At 75.3% G+C, this 18,665-nt stretch carries 19 protein-coding genes and 1 tRNA gene; 9 read left to right on the forward strand and 11 right to left on the reverse strand.

The features are described from left to right. Positions 1–135: 135 nt before the first annotated feature. The 5 genes from ACI8AX_RS19405 to ACI8AX_RS19425 form a co-directional block, all read right to left on the reverse strand. Positions 136–1,998 carry a prolyl oligopeptidase family serine peptidase gene (locus ACI8AX_RS19405; protein ID WP_456551494.1) on the reverse strand — a complete coding sequence of 621 codons (1,863 nt, stop codon included), beginning with the start codon at positions 1,996–1,998 and terminating at the stop codon, positions 136–138. 4 nt (positions 1,999–2,002) lie between these two features. Continuing rightward, positions 2,003–3,097: a hemolysin family protein gene (locus ACI8AX_RS19410; protein ID WP_456551495.1), complete on the reverse strand. Its 1,095-nt coding sequence runs from the start codon at positions 3,095–3,097 to the stop codon at positions 2,003–2,005. Then, the gene (locus ACI8AX_RS19415) at positions 3,094–4,416 is read right to left on the reverse strand and encodes a hemolysin family protein (RefSeq protein ID WP_456551496.1); all 1,323 of its coding nucleotides are present in this window, start codon (positions 4,414–4,416) and stop codon (positions 3,094–3,096) included. The genes ACI8AX_RS19410 and ACI8AX_RS19415 overlap by 4 nt, the downstream gene beginning before the upstream one ends. A 99-nt stretch (positions 4,417–4,515) precedes the next feature. Continuing rightward, a tRNA-Pro gene (locus tag ACI8AX_RS19420) sits at positions 4,516–4,592 on the reverse strand. Positions 4,593–4,712: 120 nt separating this feature from the next. Beyond that, positions 4,713–5,624: a metallophosphoesterase gene (locus ACI8AX_RS19425; RefSeq protein ID WP_456551497.1), complete on the reverse strand. Its 912-nt coding sequence runs from the start codon at positions 5,622–5,624 to the stop codon at positions 4,713–4,715. A gap of 75 nt (positions 5,625–5,699) precedes the next feature. On the opposite strand from ACI8AX_RS19425, the gene ACI8AX_RS19430 reads away from it, so the two are divergent. Further along, the gene (locus tag ACI8AX_RS19430) at positions 5,700–6,164 is read left to right on the forward strand and encodes a GatB/YqeY domain-containing protein (RefSeq protein WP_456551498.1); all 465 of its coding nucleotides are present in this window, start codon (positions 5,700–5,702) and stop codon (positions 6,162–6,164) included. Positions 6,165–6,225: 61 nt separating this feature from the next. Here ACI8AX_RS19430 and ACI8AX_RS19435 read toward each other — a convergent pair whose 3' ends face one another. Genes ACI8AX_RS19435 through ACI8AX_RS19445 form a run of 3 tightly spaced genes read right to left on the reverse strand, consistent with a single transcriptional unit; the run spans position 6,226 to position 10,894 of the window. Beyond that, positions 6,226–8,610 (reverse strand): penicillin-binding protein, encoded by a 2,385-nt coding sequence (locus tag ACI8AX_RS19435; RefSeq protein WP_456551499.1) that lies wholly within the window; start codon positions 8,608–8,610, stop codon positions 6,226–6,228. Positions 8,611–8,651: 41 nt separating this feature from the next. Then, a complete protein-coding gene (locus ACI8AX_RS19440) occupies positions 8,652–9,905 on the reverse strand; it encodes an ArsA family ATPase (protein ID WP_456551500.1) in 1,254 nt (417 codons plus the stop codon). Next, positions 9,902–10,894: an ArsA-related P-loop ATPase gene (locus tag ACI8AX_RS19445; protein ID WP_456551501.1), complete on the reverse strand. Its 993-nt coding sequence runs from the start codon at positions 10,892–10,894 to the stop codon at positions 9,902–9,904. Before ACI8AX_RS19445 ends, ACI8AX_RS19440 begins: the two co-directional genes overlap by 4 nt. Positions 10,895–11,013: 119 nt before the next feature. Here ACI8AX_RS19445 and ACI8AX_RS19450 point away from each other — a divergent pair, with 119 nt between their 5' ends. Genes ACI8AX_RS19450 through ACI8AX_RS19460 form a run of 3 tightly spaced genes read left to right on the forward strand, consistent with a single transcriptional unit; the run spans position 11,014 to position 12,468 of the window. After that, positions 11,014–11,184 carry a hypothetical protein gene (locus ACI8AX_RS19450; protein ID WP_456551502.1) on the forward strand — a complete coding sequence of 57 codons (171 nt, stop codon included), beginning with the start codon at positions 11,014–11,016 and terminating at the stop codon, positions 11,182–11,184. A 7-nt stretch (positions 11,185–11,191) separates the two neighbouring features. Beyond that, positions 11,192–11,665: a RidA family protein gene (locus ACI8AX_RS19455; protein ID WP_456551503.1), complete on the forward strand. Its 474-nt coding sequence runs from the start codon at positions 11,192–11,194 to the stop codon at positions 11,663–11,665. Next, complete coding sequence (locus tag ACI8AX_RS19460) at positions 11,662–12,468, forward strand: NUDIX hydrolase (protein WP_456551504.1); 807 nt, start codon at positions 11,662–11,664, stop codon at positions 12,466–12,468. The genes ACI8AX_RS19455 and ACI8AX_RS19460 overlap by 4 nt, the downstream gene beginning before the upstream one ends. 115 nt (positions 12,469–12,583) lie before the next feature. Here the strand turns inward: ACI8AX_RS19460 and ACI8AX_RS19465 are convergent, their stop codons facing one another. Both ACI8AX_RS19465 and ACI8AX_RS19470 read right to left on the reverse strand, forming a co-directional pair. Beyond that, entirely contained in the window at positions 12,584–13,258 is a 675-nt protein-coding gene (locus ACI8AX_RS19465) for a Crp/Fnr family transcriptional regulator (RefSeq protein WP_456551505.1), read from the reverse strand. A 214-nt stretch (positions 13,259–13,472) separates the two neighbouring features. Beyond that, positions 13,473–13,706, reverse strand: coding sequence for a hypothetical protein (locus ACI8AX_RS19470; protein WP_456551506.1), 234 nt, complete (start codon positions 13,704–13,706; stop codon positions 13,473–13,475). Between the two features lie 148 nt (positions 13,707–13,854). Between ACI8AX_RS19470 and nth the strand changes: the two genes are divergently transcribed. Genes nth through ACI8AX_RS19495 form a run of 5 tightly spaced genes read left to right on the forward strand, consistent with a single transcriptional unit; the run spans position 13,855 to position 17,658 of the window. Next, positions 13,855–14,649 carry an endonuclease III gene (gene nth / locus ACI8AX_RS19475; RefSeq protein WP_456551507.1) on the forward strand — a complete coding sequence of 265 codons (795 nt, stop codon included), beginning with the start codon at positions 13,855–13,857 and terminating at the stop codon, positions 14,647–14,649. Next, on the forward strand, positions 14,646–15,221 hold the full coding sequence (locus ACI8AX_RS19480; RefSeq protein ID WP_456551508.1) for a TlpA family protein disulfide reductase: 576 nt from the start codon (positions 14,646–14,648) through the stop codon (positions 15,219–15,221). The genes nth and ACI8AX_RS19480 overlap by 4 nt, the downstream gene beginning before the upstream one ends. Then, on the forward strand, positions 15,218–15,997 hold the full coding sequence (locus ACI8AX_RS19485) for an NUDIX hydrolase (RefSeq protein ID WP_456551509.1): 780 nt from the start codon (positions 15,218–15,220) through the stop codon (positions 15,995–15,997). The genes ACI8AX_RS19480 and ACI8AX_RS19485 overlap by 4 nt, the downstream gene beginning before the upstream one ends. Next, positions 15,994–16,467: a plastocyanin/azurin family copper-binding protein gene (locus ACI8AX_RS19490; protein WP_456551510.1), complete on the forward strand. Its 474-nt coding sequence runs from the start codon at positions 15,994–15,996 to the stop codon at positions 16,465–16,467. Before ACI8AX_RS19485 ends, ACI8AX_RS19490 begins: the two co-directional genes overlap by 4 nt. A gap of 9 nt (positions 16,468–16,476) precedes the next feature. Then, the gene (locus ACI8AX_RS19495) at positions 16,477–17,658 is read left to right on the forward strand and encodes a MarP family serine protease (RefSeq protein ID WP_456551511.1); all 1,182 of its coding nucleotides are present in this window, start codon (positions 16,477–16,479) and stop codon (positions 17,656–17,658) included. 69 nt (positions 17,659–17,727) lie between these two features. On the opposite strand, the gene ACI8AX_RS19500 is transcribed toward ACI8AX_RS19495, so the two are convergent. Then, positions 17,728–18,654 (reverse strand): alpha/beta fold hydrolase, encoded by a 927-nt coding sequence (locus ACI8AX_RS19500; protein ID WP_456551512.1) that lies wholly within the window; start codon positions 18,652–18,654, stop codon positions 17,728–17,730. Between the last annotated feature and the right edge of the window lie 11 nt (positions 18,655–18,665).

The raw sequence follows: 18,665 nt of genomic DNA on the forward strand, positions 1-18,665 counted from the left end.
CGGGCAGATGGGCCGGCCGCAGCGGACGCAGGAGACCCCGGTGGCCCGGTCGGGGTGCCGGTAGCAGGTGGCCGGGGGGGGGGGGGGGGGGGGGGGGGCGGGCCGCCCCCCCCCCCCCCCCCCCCCCCACTCCACCTAGGGCTGCACGTGGCGCAGCGCGAAGTCCAGCGCCAGCTCGACCTGCCGGATCGTCTCCTCGATGACCAGCGACCCGTGGCCGGCGTCGAACCGGTACACCTCGTGCGGCTTCCCCAGCCGGTCCAGCTCGCCCAGGTAGTTCTCGATCTGCCGGATCGGGCAGCGTGGGTCGTTGGCGCCGGCCACCACGAGCACCGGGGCGCGGACCTCCTCGACGTAGGTGATCGGCGAGGAGCGGACGTAGCGGTCGCGCACCTCCTCGGGTGACCCGCCGAACAGCGCGCGGTCGTAGGCCCGCAGGCCCTCCATCTCGTCCTCGTAGGCGGCCAGGTAGTCGGCCACCGGCACCTCGGCGATGCCGGCCGCCCAGCGCTCCGGCTGCGTGCCCAGCCCCAGCAGGGTGAGGAACCCGCCCCACGAGCCACCGGTCAGCAGGGCGCGCGACGGGTCGAGGAAGCCCTCGGCGACGAGCGCGTCGTAGACGGCGGCGACGTCCTCGAGCTCGGTCGGGCCCGGCCGCCCGGTGAGGGCGTCCCGCCAGGCGCTGCCGTACCCGGTGGACCCCCGGTAGTTGACGTGCACGACCGCGTAGCCGGCGTCGACGTACGCCGCCCGCCGGGCGCGGTAGGAGTCGTCGTCGGCGGCCTCGGGCCCGCCGTGCACCAGGAAGGCGGTCGCGTACGGCGGCTCGCCGGCCGGCCGCACCAGCAGCGCGTGGACGTCGCCGCCGGGCCCGGGCACCCAGCGGTCCTCGACCGGGTAGGCCGCCGGTGGCTCCTCGCCGGGCGCGGCCAGCACGACCGGCCCGTCGGCCCGCCGGATCACCGGGGGCCGCTCCGCGGAGGACCAGGCGAGCTCCACGGTGCCGTCCGGCCGCGCCGTGGCCCCGCGGACGACGCCGCGCGGGGTGTCCAGCTGCTCCAGCGCCCCGGTGGCCAGGTCGTAGCGGTACAGCTCGCTGCGGGCGGCGTGGTCGTGGCCGACCAGCAGCGCCGACCCGTCGGGGTACCAGCCGGCCGTCACGTCGCCGGGCAGGTCGAGCACGACCTCGGTCTCGGTGTCGGTGCCGACGTCCCAGACCAGCAGCTCCTCGCGCCCGCGCCGCTCGTGCCCGACCAGCAGCCGCCGGTCCCCGGCCAGCGGCGCGAACTCCAGGGCGTGCAGGCCGCGGCCCTCGCCGTCCCACTTCTCCGCGACGACCGCCGGCTCCTCGAGGGTGGTGTCGGCGGTCCGCAGCACCCTCAGCGCCGGGTAGCGGGGGTCGCCGTGCTCGGAGTGCGACACGACCAGCAGGTCCTCGTCGTAGGTCAGCGCGTCGACCGAGGCGGGGTCGGGGTGCCGGTAGACGACGCGGGCCGGACCGTCCGCCGGGGCCAGCCACAGCTCGCTGCCGTCGTCGGTCGACCGGCCGACCGCCACGACGGTGTCGCCGATCTCCAGCCCCGCGGGGTAGGCCGGGCCGACGTCGGGCAGCGCCACCCGGTCCTCGCCGCCGGTGAAGGGCTGCACCATCCAGACGCCGAACTCGTCGCCGTCGGTGTCGGCGAACCACCAGATCGTCTCGCCGTCGGGGGAGAGGGTCGCGATCAGCGTGCCGTTGGGCCGGTCGGTCACCTGCCGGTGGACGTCGGTGGTGCGGTCCCACGCGTACTGCTCGACGACCCCGCTGACGTCGGAGGAGTACAGGCTGCGGTGCGGTGCCTCCAGGGCCCAGTCGGGCAGGCTCACCCGCGGCGCGCGGAAGCGGGCCTGCCAGCGGGCGGTGACCTCCGGCGGGAGGGCGGACGCGGAGGGAGACGACGGCGAGGGGGACGACGGCGAGGGGGACGGCGAGGCGGGGGACGCCGGGGAGGCACTCACCCGGTCATCTTCCCCCGGCACCGGCCCCCGTCCCGGCGCCGGCCCGGGGTGCCGCGGTGGACGCGAGGTCGGCCGCGGCGTCCCGGACGTCGCCGATCAGCAGCTCGAGCACGTCCTCCAGCGCCACGATGCCCACCGGCGCCCCGGGCGGGCCGACGACGCCCAGGTGCGCCCCCTGCGTGCGCATCTCGGAGAGCACGTCGGGCAGCCCGCTCCCCGGCGCCAGCGGCACCAGCGGGACCACGTCGGCGTCGGGCACCGGCCGGTCCCGGGCGTCCCCGGTGACGTCGAGGACGTCCTTGACGTGCACGAAGCCGGCCAGGGCGCCGTCGGCACCGCGCACCGGGTAGCGGCTGAAGCCGTGCTCGGCGACGACCTCCTCGAGCTGCCGCGGCGTCGTCGTCCGCGGGACGGTCACCACCTCGGAGATCGGCAGGAGCACGTCCTCGACCGCGTGCTGCTCGAACGTCAGCGCGCCGGCGGCCAGCTCGCCGACCTCCCGGCCGAGCCGGCCCTCGCGCCGCGACTGGGTGATCATCGAGCGGATCTCGGCCTCGTCGAAGCTGGCCGCGACCTCGTCCCGGGGCGTCACGCCGAACAGCCGCACGAAGCCGTTCGCCGTCGTGTTGAAGAACCAGATGACCGGGGTGAGCAGCCGGGCGAAGGCAGCCAGCGGCGGGCCGAGGACGAGCGCGGCCCGGTCGGGCCCGGCGATGGTGATGTTCTTGGGCACCATCTCGCCGAGCACCATGTGCAGGACCGTCACCAGCGACAGGGCGATCACCAGCGCGATCGGGTGCAGCAGCCCCTCGGGGACGTGCAGGGCGTGCAGCGGCTTCTCGATCAGGTGCGCCACGGCCGGCTCGCCGACGGCGCCCAGGCCCAGCGAGCACAGCGTGATGCCCAGCTGCGCGGCGGCCATCATCTTGGAGACGTTGCGCAGCGCGGCGAGCGCCTTGGCCGCCCGCGGGGAGCCGGCCTCGGCCCGGGGCTCGAGCTGGTCGGCGCGGACGGAGACCAGCGCGAACTCCGCGGCCACGAAGAACGCGTTGCCCAGCAGCAGCGCCACCAGGACCAGCAGGCTGATGACGTCGCTCATGCCGCGACCTCCTCGGTCTCGGCGGCCTCGGGCACCCGCTCGGCGCGCACGCGGGCGACCCGCCGTCCGTCCAGCGTCTCCACGGTGAGGCAGGCGCCGGGGACCTCCACCCGGTCGCCGACCGCCGGCAGCCGCTGCAGCTGCTCGGTGAGGAACCCGGCGAGCGTCTCGTAGCGGCCCTCGGGGATGCCGATGCCGGTGCGGTCCAGGACCTCGTCGGGGCGCAGCAGGCCCGACAGCAGCCAGTGGTCCTCGTCGATGCGGCGCAGGGTGCGCAGCGGCCGGTCGGTCTCGTCGGTGATCTCGCCGACCAGCTCCTCGACGATGTCCTCGAGGGTGACCAGGCCGTGCGTGGCGCCCCACTCGTCGACGACCAGCGCCACCTGCAGCCCCTGCTCGCGCAGCATGTCCAGCAGGCGCTCCAAGTGCAGGGAGGAGGGGACCGCCAGCAGCGGGACGGCGAGCTCGCCCGCCGTCCGCCGGTCCCGCTCGGCCTCGGGGACGGCGACGGCGTGCTTGACGTGCACGATGCCGGTGACCTCGTCGAGGTCGGAGCCGTAGACGGGGAAGCGGGAGTTGCCCGACTCGGTCGCCGCGCGGATGACGTCGGCCGCGGTGGCGTCCGAGCTGACCGTCCACAGCCGGGTCCGCGGGGTCATGACGTCGGTGGCGTACTTGTCGCGCAGGCCCAGCGAGCGGGTGAGCAGCCGGGCGGCGACAGGGGAGAGGTCGCCCTCGGCGGCCGAGCGGCGGGCGACGGCGGCGAGCTCGTCGGCGCCGCGGGCGGAGTCGAGCTCCTCGCGCGGCTCGAAGCCCAGCCGGCGCACGATCGCGTTGGCCAGCCGCTGCAGCGCGTGCACGAGCCAGCCGGTGGCCGTGGTGAAGGCGCGCATGCCCGGCGCCACGGCGGCGGCGACCCGCAGCGGGTTGGCGATGGCCAGGTTCTTCGGGCCGAGCTCGCCCAGCCACATCTGCAGCGCGGTCGCCAGCGCGATGGCCAGGCCGTAGGACACCCCGGTCACCGCGCCCTCGGGCAGCCCGAGCGACTCCAGCGGGCCGTGCAGCAGCCGGCCGAGGGCGGGCTCGGCCAGGTAGCCGACGACCAGCGTGGTGATCGTGATGCCCAGCTGCGCGGCCGACAGCTGGGTCGACAGCGTGCGCAGCGCGGTGACCACGCCTCCGGCGCCGCGGTCCCCGGCCTGCGCGGCCTCCTCGGCCCGCCCCCGGTCCACGGTGGTGAGGGAGAACTCGGCGGCGACGAAGAAGCCGGTGGCCAGGGTCAGCAGCACGGCGGCGAGGAGGAGCAACCACTCGGTCATCGGGCTCCCCGGTGCCCGCCCGGAGGCCGTGCCAACCGGAACCGTCTCGGAAACCGGCCCGGGAACGAGTCAGGGGCCGCCTTCCGGCGGCCCCTGAACTGGTCGGGGTGACAGGATTTGAACCTGCGGCCTCGTCGTCCCGAACGACGCGCGCTACCAAGCTGCGCCACACCCCGAGGCGTGCGGCGACCACTCTACCTTCCGTCTGCTGCGGCCCCCCTGCAGGGTCCCCGCCGTCGGCCCCGTCCGGAGACCCGTCCCGAGCGGGCGAGGGACGAGGAGGACGGGGTCCTTCCTCAGGCCGGGCGCGCGGTCAGGGTCAGCAGCGTCGCCTCCGGCGGGCAGGCGAACCGCACGGGCGCGTACGGGCTGGTCCCGAGACCGGCGGAGACGTGCAGCCACGTGCCGTTGGGCCGCTGCGGCGTCGGCTCGGTCCAGCGGCTCACCCAGCGGACCCGGGCACGGTCCAGCCCGCAGTTGGTCACCAGCGCGCCGAAGCCGGGCACCCGCAGCTGCCCGCCGTGGGTGTGGCCGCACAGCAGCAGGTCGTAGCCGTCGGCGGCGAACCGGTCGAGCACCCGCGGCTCGGGGGCGTGCACCACCCCGATGCGCAGGTCGGCGGTCGGGTCGGCCGGCCCGGCCACCTCGTCGTAGCGGTCGCGCTTCAGGTGCGGGTCGTCCAGCCCGGCGAACACGATCCGCCGGCCGTCGACGGTGAGCTCGCCGCGGCGGTTGGTGAGGTCCAGCCAGCCGCGCCGGGTGAAGCCGTCGCGCAGGTCGCGCCACGGGAGCGGGTCGCCCAGCACCCGCTTGTGCTTCTTCTTGAAGTACTTGAGCGGGTTCTTCGGCTTGGGCGCGTAGTAGTCGTTGGACGACGTCACGAAGGCCCCGGGGACGTCGAGCAGCCCGTCCAGCGCCCGCAGCGTCGGGGGGACGGCGTCCTGCCCGGCGAGGTTGTCGCCGGTGTCCACGACGAGGTCCGGGCGCAGGCCCGCGAGGCCGGCCAGCCACTCCTGCTTGGAGTGCTGGCCCGCGGTCATGTGGACGTCGGAGACGTGCAGCAGCCGCAGCGGCGCGGAGCCGGGGGCCAGCACCGGGACGTCGAAGCGGCGCAGCGTCCAGCGGGTCCGCTCGTAGAGGCCGGCGTAGGCCAGCGTGGCCGCTCCGGAGCCCAGGGCCACGGCGGGGGCGGCGGTGTACCAGCGCATGTCCGACCAGGGTACGGGCCCCGCCGCACTCGGGCGTGTGACGGAGGGCGGGGCCGGCCGTGTCAGGCTGGTGACGTGTCCGACGCCGCAACCGACCTGAAGAACCGGCTCCGTGCCGACCTCACGAGCGCCATGAAGGCCCGCGACGAGCTGCGCACCGCCACGCTGCGGATGGTGCTCGCCGCGGTCAGCGCGGAGGAGGTCAGCGGCAAGGAGGCGCGGGAGCTCTCCGACGCCGAGGTCCAGGCCGTCGTCCGCCGGGAGGCGAAGAAGCGCCGGGAGGCGGCCGAGGCGTTCGCCGGGGCGGGCCGCGACCAGCAGGCCGAGCGGGAGCGGGCCGAGGAGGGCGTGCTGGCCGACTACCTGCCCGCGCAGCTCGACGACGCCGACCTGGCCGCCCTGGTCGCCGACGTCATCACGACGACCGGCGCCGGTGGCATGAAGGACATGGGCCGGGTCATGGGCGCCGCCACCGCGGCGGTCGCGGGCCGGGCCGAGGGCTCGCGGGTGGTCGCCGAGGTCCGTCGGCAGCTCGCCTGAACGACCGCGCGCCCCGCCGGGATCCGGCGGGGCGCGCGAGGTCGGGGGACGGGCAGCGGCGTCAGCCGCCGCCCCCGCCCGGGCCGCTGTTCCCGTTGCCCCCGCCGTTGCCGGGCCCGCCGTTGCCGCCGTTGCCGTTGCCACCGCCGTTCGCGGTGCCGCCCCCGCCGTCCGCGGGTGGAGCCGTGGTCGGGGTGGTCGTGGTCGGCTCCGGCGCCGGCTCGACGTAGGCCGAGCCGTTGCTCACCTGGATGGTCACGACCTGGTCCTCGACCGCGCGCGAGCCGGCCGACGGGCTGGTGCCGACCACGGTGCCCTCGGCCCGGTCGCTGTCGACCTCCTCGACCTGGAACCGGAACCCGGCCGAGGTCAGCGCCGACTGGCAGCCGCTCACCGTCGAGCAGCTCGGCACCGCGCGGGTGTTGCCGTTCTGCACCACCGGGTCGGCCGCCGGGAACGGCACCATCGGCTGGTTGCTGAGGATGGGCTGCATCGCGTCGTGCCAGATGGTCGCGCCCTTGCCGCCACCGAAGCCGCCGACGTTCTGGTTCCGCTTGGGGTTCAGCACCATGACGCTGGCGGTGTACTGCGGCGTGTAGCCCACGAAGGCCACGGAGAAGTTGCTCTGCGACGTCCCGGTCTTGCCCGCGATCTGGTGCCCCGGGACGTAGGCGCGGGCGCCGGTCTGGCCGCTGTGGCCCGGCTCGACGTCCTTGCGCAGCATCTGGTTCAGCGTGGTGGCGACGCCCGGCGGGATGGCCTGGGCGGTGCAGTTGTCGTTGCGCACCACCGGCTGGTCGTCGTCGTCGAGCAGCGGCTCGCCGTTGCGGTCGAGCACCTGCTCCACCGGTCGCGGGTCGCACTGGGTGCCGTTGGCGGCCAGCGTCGAGTACGCGCTGGCCAGGTCGAGCGGGCTGGTCGCCTCGGCGCCGAGGGTGAACGAGCCGCGGTTCTCCTCGATGATCTGGTCGGCCGGCGTCGCCAGGAAGTTCATGCCCATGCGCTCGGCCATCCGCACCGGGGCCTCCACGCTGCCCAGCGCGTCCTCGAGGGCGAGGAAGTAGGTGTTCGAGGACATGTAGAGCGCCCGCTCCATGTCCAGCGTGTTCGGGTAGTTGCCCGCGTTGCCGACCGAGTACGGCCGGCCGCCGTTGCGGTACACCCGCGAGACGTAGGGGTCGCTCGTGGTGATCGTGTAGTACTGCGAGTACCCCTGCTCCAGCGCGGCGGCCGCGGTGAAGGTCTTGTACGTCGAGCCCGCGCCCTGGCTGTAGGCGGTGTTGAGCACCACCGACTCGCACTCGGGCTGGTCGCAGCCGAACCGCCGGTTCACGCTCATCGCCAGCACCCGGCCGGTGCCCGGCTCGACGGCGGTGTACATGCCCGCCAGCTCGTCGCCCATCGGCAGCGTGTTGAGCACGGCCTGGTCGCCGGCGGCCTGCATGTCCGGCCGCAGCGTCGTCTGGATCGTCAGGCCGCCGTTCTGCAGCTGGTCCTGGCTGATGCCCAGCGTGTTGGTCAGGTACTGCTCGAGGTAGGCGCAGAAGAAGCCGCCGATCGCGGCGTCGATGCAGCCGTTGGGCGGCGACTGGCCGGGCACCACGGCGACCGGGGTGCCGGCGATCGCGTCGTGGTCGGCCTGCTGGATCAGCCCCTGGTCGAGCATCCGGTCGAGCACCTGGTCGCGGCGGACCTGGGCGTTCTCCGGGTTGTTGATCGGGTCGTCGTTCGTGGGGCTCTGCACCAGCCCGGCCAGCATCGCCGCCTGGGGGAGGGTGAGGTCGGCGGCGTTGACGCTGAAGTAGCGCTGGGCGGCGGCCTGGATGCCGTAGGCGCCGTTGCCGAAGTACACGATGTTCAGGTAGCGGGTGAGGATCTCGTCCTTGGAGTAGGTCTCCTCCAGGGCGAGCGCCAGGCGGGCCTCGCGCAGCTTGCGGGAGACGCCGGCGGTGCCGTCCTGCTCCTGGGCGGCGGCGATCTCCTCGGCGCTCTCGGCCGTCTCGATGAGCGTCTGCTTGACCAGCTGCTGGGTGATCGTCGAGCCGCCCTCGCGCACGTCCCCGGCGGCGACGTTGGTCACCAGCGCGCGCAGGGTGCCCTGCACGTCCAGGCCGTTGTGCTCGTAGAAGCGCGAGTCCTCGATCGCGACCAGCGCCTGCTTCATCACGGGCGCGATCTGGTCGTGGGTGACCACGGTCCGGTCGTGCTCGTAGAACATCGTGATCAGCGAGCCGTCCGCGGCCAGCACGCGGCTGTTGCCGGCCGGGGTGGCGTCGGTGAGCTCGACCGGCAGGGCGTCCAGCAGCGACGCGGAGTTGCGCGCCACGAGACCGGTTCCGCCCACGAAGGGCAGCAGCATGCCGGCCAGCAGGGCGCCGGCCAGGACGATGGACCCCGCGAGCTTCGCCAGGACGACGGAGCGCTGGGGGGCGGCAGTAGTCGACATCGCCGACGAATGTACGGTGCCGCGCCGCGGCGACGCCCGGATCAGCCGCGGCGCGCGGGCAGCACCCTCGTCCTCGGCACACCGGTCGGCGTGTCGCCGTCCGGCCCGGTCAGCTCGGCGGCCATCACCCGCAGCCCGCCGAGGTCGTGGACGTCGCCGGCGGCGGCCGGGACGGTGCGCACGGGCACCTCGGGGTGGGCGCTGGTGAAGCGGTCGGCCAGCCGCTGCTCGCGGGTGGCCAGCTGCATCCGCTCAGCGTGCACGCGCAGCGCGCCGGCGGCGAGCTCGGCGCCCTCCCCGCCGGCCTCGGCGACCTCCTCGGCCGCCGCCTCGGCGCGGGTGGCGCTCAGCGCGGTGCTGGCCGGCGGGTGCGTGCGGTTGAGCACGAGCCCGGCCAGCGGCATGCCCTCGGCCGACAGCCGGTCGACGAAGTAGGAGGCCTCGCGCAGCGCGTCGGGCTCCGGGGTCGCGACGACCACGAAGTAGGTGCCCGGCCGGCGCAGCAGCTCGTAGGTGGCGGTCGCCCGCTCGCGGAAGCCGCCGAACATCGTGTCGAGCGCGGAGACGAACGCGGAGATGTCGCGCAGCAGCTGCCCGCCGAGGATCTTGCTGATGATCCGGCTGAACACCATGAAGCCCGCGCCGACCAGCCGGATGCCCGCCCGCCCGCCGGCCCGGGCCGGGGCGGTGAGCAGCCGGATCATCGTGCCGTCGAGGAAGCGGCCCATCCGGTTGGGCGCGTCGAGGAAGTCCAGCGCCGACCGCGACGGCGGGGTGTCGACGACGATGAGGTCCCACTTGTCGGTGGCCCGCAGCTGACCCAGCTTCTCCATGGCCATGTACTCCTGCGTCCCGGCGAACGAGGACGACAGCGACTGGTAGAAGGGGTTGGCCAGGATCTGCTCCGCCCGCTCGGGCGTCGAGTGGGCGGCGACGACGTCGTCGAACGTCCGCTTCATGTCCAGCATCATCGCGTGGAGCTCGCCCTCGGCCCCGGGGACGTCGACCCGCCGCGGCTCGTTGTCCAGCTCCTGCAGCCCCAGGGACTGGGCCAGCCGGCGGGCCGGGTCGATGGTGAGGACGACGACGGTGCGGCCGGCCTCGGTCGCGGCCAGGGCCAGCGCCGCCGACGTCGTCGTCTTGCCCACGCCGCCCGCGCCGCAGCACACGAGGATCCGGGTGTCGCGGTCCTCGATGAGGGCGGCGAGGTCCATCGGCAGGGCGGGCCGCAGCGGGGCCTGCCGCCCGCCGGTCCGCCGCGCCGGCTCCGCGGCCTCCGTCGGCTCGGCGCTCACGCCGCCACCTCGGCGCCCAGGTGCTCCTCCAGCCGCTCGGCCAGCTCGTAGAGGCAGGACAGGTCGATCGGCCCGGTCAGCAGCGGCAGCTCCACGGTCGGGCGGCCGAGCGCGGCGACCTGGCCGCGCAGCGCGTCCTGCGCGGCCCACCGCTGCGCGTGCTCGACGGCCTCCGCCGCCAGCGCGTCGGCCAGGGCGGCGCCGTCGGGGAGGTGGGCGGCGGCCAGGGCCGGCGCGAGGTCGGCGCCGGTCAGCCGTCCGGCGGCGGCCGCGGCGAGGCTCCCGGCGGGCAGGACGGGCTCGGTCGCCATGTTCACGATCACCGAGCCGACCGGGAGCCCGGCGGCGGTGAGGTCGGCGATGGCGTCGGCGGTCTCCTGCACCGGCATGTCCTCCAGGAGCGTCACCAGGTGCACCGCCGTCTGCGGCGACTTCAGCACCGCCATCACGCCGTCGCTCTGGGTCTTGATCGGGCCGGAGCGGGCCAGGTCGGCCATCTCGCCGGTGACGCCCAGGAAGCGGGTGATCCGCCCGGTGGGCGGTGCATCGACCACGACGGCGTCGTACACGCGGTGGCCGTCTTTGCGGCGGGTGACCGCCTCCTTGATCTTCCCGGTGAGCAGCACGTCCCGCAGGCCCGGGGCGATCGTGGTGGCGAAGTCGATGGCGCCCATCTTCCGCAGCGCCCGTCCCGCGCGGCGGAGGTTGTAGAACATCTCCAGGTACTCGAGGAGGGCCTCCTCGACGTCGATGGCCAGCGCCTTCACCTCGCCGCCGCCGCGCGCCACCGCGACCCGGCGCTCCTCGTAGGGCAGCGGCGCGGTGTCGAACAGCTGCGCGATGCCCTGCCGCCCCTCGGTCTCGACGAGCAGCACGTGCCGGCCGTCGGCGGCCAGGGCGAGGGCGAGTGCGGCGGCCACGGTCGTCTTGCCGGTCCCGCCCTTGCCGGACACCACGTGGCAGCGCACGGGGAAGGGGTCGGTGGTCACCTGGGCAAGGGTAAGGACCCCCGTGCCCCCCAGCACTCGCGCGCTCGTGCCGGGCCCCTGCACCGGGGCCGGGGCCGGGGCCGGGGCAGAGTCGTGCGACTGCGCTAGCGTCGCGTCCCATGAGCGAAGCCCGGCAGCGGTGGGAGTACGCCACCATCCCCCTGCTGATCCACAACACCAAGGCGATCCTGGACTCGTGGGGGGTCGACGGCTGGGAACTGGTCACCGTGCTGCCCGGCCCGGGCGGTGCCGAGCAGCTCGTGGCCTACCTCAAGCGCCCGGTGAGCTGAGCCCGCCGTGACCGCCCCTCAGACCCGGAGCTGGACCGCGCGGCTGGCCGAGCTCGGCGTCCGGCTGCCCCCGGTGGCCGCGCCCGTCGCGTCCTACGTGCCCGCGGTCCGCAGCGGCCAGCTGGTCTTCACCTCCGGCCAGCTGCCGTTCGTCGACGGCGGCCTGCGGCGCACCGGCAAGGTCGGCGGGTCCGTCGACGTCGAGGACGCCGCCCACGACGCCAAGGTCTGCGCGCTCAACGCGCTGGCCGCCATCGACGAGCTGGTGGGGCTCGACTCGATCGTCCGCGTGGTCCGGGTCGTCGGCTACGTCGCCAGCGCCGAGGGCTTCACCGGCCAGCCCCGCGTCGTCAACGGCGCCAGCGAGCTGCTGGGCAAGGTGTTCGGGCCGGCCGGCCAGCACGCCCGCAGCGCCGTCGGCGTCGCCGAGCTGCCCCTCGGGGCGCCCGTCGAGGTCGAGCTCACCGTCGAGATCCGGTGACCGGGACGCCGACGCAGCCGGCGACACCGCGGCAGGCCGCCACCGTCCTGCTGGTGCGCGACGGCACCGCCGGGCTCGAGGTCTACCTGCTGCGCCGGACACGGGGCATGCCCTTCGCCGGCGGCATGACCGCCTACCCCGGCGGCGGCGTCGACCCGCGCGACGGCGACGTGGAGGTGGCGTGGGCCGGGCCCTCGCCGGCGGCGTGGGGCACCGCCCTGGGCTGCGACGAGCGGCTGGCCCGGGAGCTGGTCTGCGCCGCGGTGCGCGAGACGTTCGAGGAGGCCGGCGTCCTGCTCGCGGGGACGGCGGACGCCGTCGTCCCGGACGTGGCGGGCGACGACTGGGAGGCGCAGCGGCAGGCCCTGCTGGCCCGGGAGCTCTCCCTGGCCGAGCTGCTCTCCTCGCGCGGGCTGGTGCTGCGGTCGGACCTCCTGCGGCCCTACGCCCACTGGATCGCCCCGCCGAGCGAGCCGCGGCGCTACGACACCAAGTTCTTCGCCGCCGCGCTGCCGGAGGGGCAGGTCGCCCGCCACGTGTCCGGCGAGGCCGACGAGGCGGTCTGGCTGACGCCGTCGGCGGCGCTGCACGAGGCGTCGGCGGGCCTGCGGCCGATGCTCCCGCCGACCCTGCACACCCTCGGCCAGCTGGAGCGCTACCCCGACGTCGCCGCGGTCCTGGCCGGCGCCCCGCCGGAGCCGCTGCACCCGATCACCCCGCGGTTCGACAAGACCGCCGACGGCACCTGGGCCGTGCTCCCCGACGGGACACGCCTGCGCCTGGTGGTGCCACTGCCTTCGTGATCCTCCGGATCACACCGCGGCCAGGGGCCGTCCCCGGCCTGCGCTGAGCCCTGCGCGGCGTCCCGATCGGGAGCCCTCCGGGCCCCGCGATCGGTCCGCCGGGTCGAGCCCCTGTCTACCGGGCGCGGCGGCGCAGGCGGTCCTCGTCGAGGACGACGACCGACTTGCCCTGCAGCTGGATCCAGCCGCGGTGCACGAAGTCGGCCAGCGCCTTGTTCACGGTCTCGCGGGAGGCGCCGACCAGCTGGGCCAGCTCCTCCTGGGTCAGGTCGTGCTTGACCCGCAGCCCGTCGCTCTCGCGGCTGCCGAACCGGTCGGCCATCTGCAGCAGCGCCTTGGCCACGCGGCCGGGGACGTCGGTGAAGATCAGGTCGGCGACCGAGTCGTTCGTGCGGCGCAGGCGGCGGGCCAGGACCTGGAGCAGCTTCTCGCCGATCTCCGGGTGGCTGTCGATCCACGGCCGCAGCACCGTCTGCGGCATGCGGGCCAGCTTGACGTCGGTCACCGCGGTCGCCGTAGCGGTGCGCGGGCCGGGGTCGAACACGGACAGCTCACCGAACTGGTCGGACGGGCCCATCACGGCCAGCACGTTCTCGCGACCGTCGGGGGACCGCTTGGACAGCTTGATCTTGCCCGAGATGACGATGTACAGGCTGTCGCCCGGCTCGCCCTCGTTGAAGACGACCCGGCCCCGGGGCAGGGTGATCGTCTCCAGCCGGCTGATGACCGGTGTCACGGCCTCCTCCGACAGCCCCTGGAAGAGCCCGGACTGGGCCAGCACCTCGTCCACTACGCGTCCTCTCGACCGATCGCTCGGCACACACGGCGTTCCGCACCGGCGAGGGCCGCACACGGGCAGCGGTCGCCGATCTCGGGGCGAGTCTAGTGGGGCTGTGCGCGCGGTCACCCGATCGGGCACGGAGGCCCACCCCGGAGGGGTGAGCCAGGCCCCGTCCCGAGGCTCGCCCCGAGCTCGCGAGGGGTGAGGAGGACGAAGTCCTTCGTCAGACCAGCGGGGGAGTGGCGCGCTTCACGCGGCGGCGACGCCGCCAGCGGCCCATCGCCCGGCCCACGCCGGAGTTGGTCAGCGTCTCCACCTCGCCGGGCGTGGCGGTGTCGACGAAGTCCGCGACCTCGCGCGGGCTCGTCGGGCGCCGCAGCGGTTCCTCCACGCGCTCCATCACCAGCAGGAAGGCGATGAGCAGCGGCGGGAACAGGATCACGACGAGGGCGACCACCGGTACCTCCTCTTCCGGTCCGGGAACGACGACGCCTGTGACGCCCGTCCATTCCGTTACCCCCGTGTCGGGCCTCCATGCCCGGGGCGGTGCCGTCGGCGATGATCGCACGTCCGCGCCGTCAGCCCCGCCGCATACCCTCGATCGCGTGTCCTCGCCGGCCTACGCACGCCCCGTCCCGCCCCGATCCGCGCCGGCGCGCCGCACCGCGGCCCGCGGCGGCGTGCCGTACGACCCCGACGAGACGCCGCTGGCGCGCACCCGGCGGGCCCGGCGGATGGCCCGCGAGCTGGCCGTCATCCACCCCGACGCGCACTGCGAGCTCGACTTCACCAACGCCTTCGAGCTGCTGGTCGCGACCGTGCTGTCGGCGCAGACCACCGACAAGATGGTGAACAAGGTGACGCCGCGGCTGTTCGCCCGGTACCCGGACCCGGTCGCGCTCGCCGGCGCCGACCGCGCGGAGCTGGAGGAGATCCTCAAGCCCACCGGCTTCTTCCGGGCCAAGGCGAACTCGGTGCTCGGGCTGGCGCAGGCGCTGGTCGAGCGGTTCGACGGCGAGGTCCCCGGCCGCATGGCCGACCTGGTCACCCTGCCCGGGGTGGGCCGCAAGACGGCGAACGTCGTCCTCGGCAACGCCTTCGACGTCCCCGGCCTGACCGTCGACACCCACTTCGGCCGGCTGGTCCGTCGCTTCGGGTGGACGGCGGAGGAGGACCCGGTGAAGGTCGAGGCCGAGATCGCCGAGCTGATCCCCAAGCGCGAGTGGACCACGTTCAGCCACCGCGTGATCTTCCACGGGCGGCGGGTCTGCCACGCGAAGAAGGCGGCGTGCGGCGCGTGCGGGCTGGCCCGCTGGTGCCCCTCGTACGGCATCGGCCCGACCGACCCGGAGAAGGCGGTCGAGCTGGTGAAGACCCCGGCCGCCTCGGACACCGAGTGAGGCGCGCCCTCGCCGGGGCGGCGCTGGCCGCCGTCGCCGTCCTCGCCGGGTGCACGGCGGACGACGACGGCGGCGACACCCCACCCGAGCCGGCCTTCGCGGACACGGTGATGGCGGCGTGCGCCGAGCAGCCCGAGCGGCCGGCCCAGGGCGAGGAGACCCTCCCCGCCCTGGAGTTCGACTGCCCCGGCGGCGGCACCCTCGACCTCGCCCGCGCGCCCGGCGTCCCGACCGTGGTCAACCTCTGGGCCAGCTGGTGCGGCCCCTGCCGCGAGGAGCTCCCGCTCGTGCAGGGGCTGGCCGACCGGGCCGGCGACCGGCTCGGCGTGGTCGGCGTGATCAGCCGCGACGGCGCGCCGCAGGCCGAGTCCTTCGCCGAGGAGGCCGACGCCACCTTCCCCTCCGCCTTCGACGGCGACGGCGACCTGATGGCCGAGCTGGGCATCGGCGCGCTGCCCTACACCTACTTCCTCGACGCCGACGGCGGCGTGGCCTTCGTGCAGGTCGGTCCGGTCGACTCGGTCGACGAGCTGGCCGCACTGGTCGCCGAGCACCTCGGGATCCAGCTGTGAGCCACGGTGCGGGCGACGCGGTGAGCGACCCGGACGGCGACCTGCCGGAGTTCCTGCGGCGGCTGATGGCCTCGGCCCGGGACCTGCCGCTGCGCCACCGCATGCAGGAGCGCACCGCCACCGCCCGCCGCTCCGCGGTGCTGGTGCTCTTCGGCGAGGGCCCGCACGGCCCCGACGTCCTGCTCATCGAGAAGTCCGCGCACCTGCGCACCCACGCCGGGCAGCCGGCGTTCCCCGGCGGCGGCGCCGACCCCGGCGACGACTACCCGGTGGGCACCGCGCTGCGCGAGGCGGAGGAGGAGGCCGGGGTGGACCCGGCCGGCGTCCGGGTGCTGGGCACGCTGCCCGAGCTGTTCCTGGGCCCCTCGGACAACCTCGTCGTCCCGGTCGTCGCCTGGTGGGACGAGCCCTCGGAGGTCGTCGTCGGCGACCCCCGGGAGGTCGCCCGCGTGGCGCGCGTGCCGCTGGCCGAGCTCGCCGACCCGGCCAACCGCTACCGGCTCAAGCACCCCGCCGGGTTCCTGGGGCCGGCGTTCGCCGTGGCGGACATGGAGGTCTGGGGGTTCACCGCCGGGGTGCTCGAGGCGATCCTCGAGGCCTCGGGGCTCGCCCGCCCGTGGGACGTCACCGACGTCCGGCCGATCGACCCGGAGAAGATCCGGCCCGGCCGGGTGCCGGGCTCGGTGGAGCAGGGCGGGACCGAGGACGCCGCCGCGCCGACGGTCGCCGATCACGGGCAGGGCGACGCCGCGGCGCGTACGGTTCCCGGGCGATGAGCGAAGCCGGCCTGCTGCGGCGGCGCACGGCCCGGCGGGGGGCGGTGCTGGCCGCCGGCCTCGTGCTGTCCACGGTCGCGCTCGCCGGGTGCGGCGGGGACGACGACGGCGGCGGGGGAGCGGCGTCCTCCTCGGGCGCGGCGGCGCCGGGCTCGGTGACCACCGCCCCCGACGGGGTCCAGGAGATCACCCTCGAGACCCCCGACGACTACGTCTTCGTGCCCGACGCCTTCACCGTCTCCCCCGGGCGGGTGCGCGTCACCGTGCGCAACACCGCCGAGCAGATGGTGCACAACTTCCGCTTCACGCCCGGCGCCGGCGTCGCCGAGATCGACGAGGAGATCCCGCTGCTGCAGCCGGGGGAGAGCGACACGATCGAGTTCGAGGTCACCGCGGTCGGCGACTACCCCTTCGACTGCAGCTTCCACATCCAGCTCGGGCAGGTCGGCACCATGACGGTCGCGGGGTGACCTGAGGCCGTGTCCTTCGTCGACCTCGTCGTCATCGTCCTGGCGCTGGCGTTCGCGTTCTCCGGCTTCCGGCAGGGGCTGCTGGTCTCGGCCGCGTCCTTCCTCGGGTTCTTCGGCGGGGCGGTCGTCGGCGCCCAGCTGTCCGGGGCCGTGGCCGACAGCGTCGACGCCTCCCCGGTGGCGCGGGTGTTCGCCGCGCTCGTCGTCGTCCTCGCCGGGGCGCTGCTCGGGCAGCTGCTGGCCGGCGCGATCGGGCGGGCGGTGCGCAGCCGGGTGACGTGGGAGCCGGCCAAGGTCGTCGACTCCGTCGCCGGGGCGGCGCTGTCGGCGGTCGCGGTGCTGCTCGTGGCGTGGATGGTGGCCACCCCGCTGGCCACCGCCCCGTTCCCCGAGGTGGCCAACCAGGTGCGGCAGTCGGCGCTGGTCAAGGCGGTCGACGCGAGCGTCCCCGACGGGGTGCGGGCGGTCTACGACCAGCTGCGGGAGGCGATCGAGCGGCGCGGGCTGCCCGACGTCCTCGACCCGCTGACCCCCACCGAGGTGCGCGACGTGCCCGCCCCCGACCCGGCGCTGCGCGACAGCACGGTCGTGGCGGACGTGCAGGGGTCGGTGGTGCAGATCCGCGGCGTGGCCGGCTCCTGCTCGCGGCAGATCGACGGCTCCGGCTTCGTCTACGCGCCCGAGCGGGTCATGACCAACGCGCACGTGCTGGCCGGCGTGAGCGAGCCGGTGGTCACGGCCGAGGGCGAGGAGTACGAGGCCATCCCGGTGTTCGTGGACCCGGAGGTCGACGTCGCCGTCCTCGCCGTGCCGGACCTGCCGCAGGTGCCGCTGACCTGGGCCCCCGACCCGGTCGACTTCGGCGCCGACGCGATCATCATGGGCTACCCCGGCGGCGGCGGGCTGTTCGTCGGGCCGGCGCGGGTGCGGGACCGCGGCGAGATCAGCGGGCCGGACTTCCGGGACGAGCGGACCGTGCAGCGCGACGTCTACGCCCTCTACGGCGAGGTGCGGGCCGGCAACTCCGGCGGACCGCTGTTCGACAGCAGCGGCCGGGTCCTCGGCGTGGTGTTCGCCTCGGCGATCACCGACCCGACCACCGGCTACGCGCTGACCGCCCAGCAGGTCGCCGAGGCCCGGCGGATCGGCCAGACGGCGACCGCGGCGGTCGACACCGGCCCCTGCGAATGAAGGACCCCCTCGCCCCCCACCACTCGCTCCGCTCGCGGCGGGGCCCTGCGAGGGGGCCGTTCCGTCCCCTCAGGTGGCCCAGGAGAGCAGGGCGCGGGTGACCGTGTCCGGGTCCTCCTCCTGCGGGAAGTGGCCGATCCCGGTCAGCTCCCGCAGCTCGTAGGCGCCGGCCACGTACCGGCCGGAGCCCGCGACGGTCGAGCCCAGCACGCAGGTGTCGACCTCCCCGTGCAGCTGCAGGGTCGGCGCGGTGATCGGCGCGGACATCCGCCGGGCGTAGCGCAGCCCGTCGGGGCGCAGCTGCGAGCGCCCGGCCCACCGGAAGTACTCCATCGAGCCGTACGCGGCCTGCGGGATGCGGGCGGCCGACCGGTACCGGTCCACCGCCTCGGCGAAGTCCGCCGTGTGCGTCCACGCCGGCCCCGACCAGCGGCGCAGGAGGTCGGCCACCGGGTCGTCGTCGGCGCGGGTGAGCCGCCGCTCGGGCAGCCGCGGCAGCTGGGCGCCGAGGAAGTAGCGGAACGCCCGCCGCTGCGCGGGGTCGGCCATGCCGGCGCGCAGCCGCCGCGGGTGGGCCATGGAGAGGACGACGAGGCGGCGGACGCTGCGCGGGTGCAGCGCGGCCACGGTCCAGGCGACGAGCGCGCCCCAGTCGTGGCCCACCAGCACGGCGTCCCGCTCACCGAGGGCGCGGATCAGCGCGGCGACGTCCGCGGCCGCCGTCGGCAGGTCGTAGCCGCGGGGCGGCTTGTCGCTGGCGCCGTAGCCGCGCAGGTCGGGCGCGACGGCGTGCAGCCCGGCGTCGGCCAGCGCGGGCAGCTGGGCGCGCCAGGTCCACCAGAACTGCGGGAAGCCGTGCAGGAGCACCACGAGCGGGCCGCTGCCGGCCTCGGCGACGTGCAGGCGCACGCCGTTGGCCGAGAGGTCCCGGTGCGACCACGGGCCCGGGAGCAGGACGCTGGTGGCGTCCGGCAGCTCCTCGGCGGGAGGGGTCACGTGCCGGCGCG

It is taken from the genome of Blastococcus sp. SYSU D00813, from assembly GCF_054050735.1.